This window comes from Onishia taeanensis (assembly GCF_013349955.1).
Classification (GTDB): domain Bacteria; phylum Pseudomonadota; class Gammaproteobacteria; order Pseudomonadales; family Halomonadaceae; genus Onishia; species Onishia taeanensis_B.
Map to the genome: position 1 here is coordinate 1 of NZ_JABVXC010000042.1, position 665 is coordinate 665.

The 665-nt window shown below is 64.1% G+C and carries 1 protein-coding gene; it reads right to left on the reverse strand.

Going from position 1 to position 665, the window contains the following annotated elements:
* A partial coding sequence (locus HUS66_RS17370) for an FAD-linked oxidase C-terminal domain-containing protein (protein WP_282848322.1) occupies positions 1-665 on the reverse strand: 665 nt, incomplete at both ends.

Genomic DNA, 665 nt, shown 5'->3' on the forward strand with positions numbered 1-665 from the left:
CCCCACAAGAGGCCGTGATACTTGTGGGTCAGCTCGGCGACCTCATCCGAGATCTGGCGGATCAGCGCCTCCTGGGCCGGGTCCTTCATGTCGATGGCCGGCCGCACATGCAGCACGCCGGCATCGACGTGGCCGAACATGCCATAGGTAAGCCCGTGGGCATCCAGGGCGGCACGGAACTCGGCGATATAGTCGGCCAAGTGCTCCGGCGGCACCGCGGTGTCCTCGACGAAGGGAATCGGGCGCTTCTCGCCCTGGACGTTGCCGAGCAGGCCTACCGCGCGCTTGCGCATGGCATAGACGCGTTTGATCTGCTCATGGCCCTCGGCCAGGGTATAGCCCAGCCGCTCGACGCTGCTGTCCGACTCCAGGTGGCGGGTAAAATCGTTGATGCGGGCCTTTAGCGCCTCGGGGTCGTCGGCGTTGAATTCGATCAGATTGATGCCGCGAATCGACGTTTCGGTGTGCGTTGCCACCGCCGTATCGTCTTCGGCTTGATCGTCGGCCTGGTCTTGATGGTTGTCTGCCCTAGGCGCACCACTGGTGGCCGGGAAGAACTCTGCCACGCTGTCCCATACAAAGTCCTGCTGCGCCAGGCCCAGCACCTTGTCGTCCACGGTCTCGATGGAGGTGGGGGATGCCGGGCTTGCCATTAACGCCTTGGC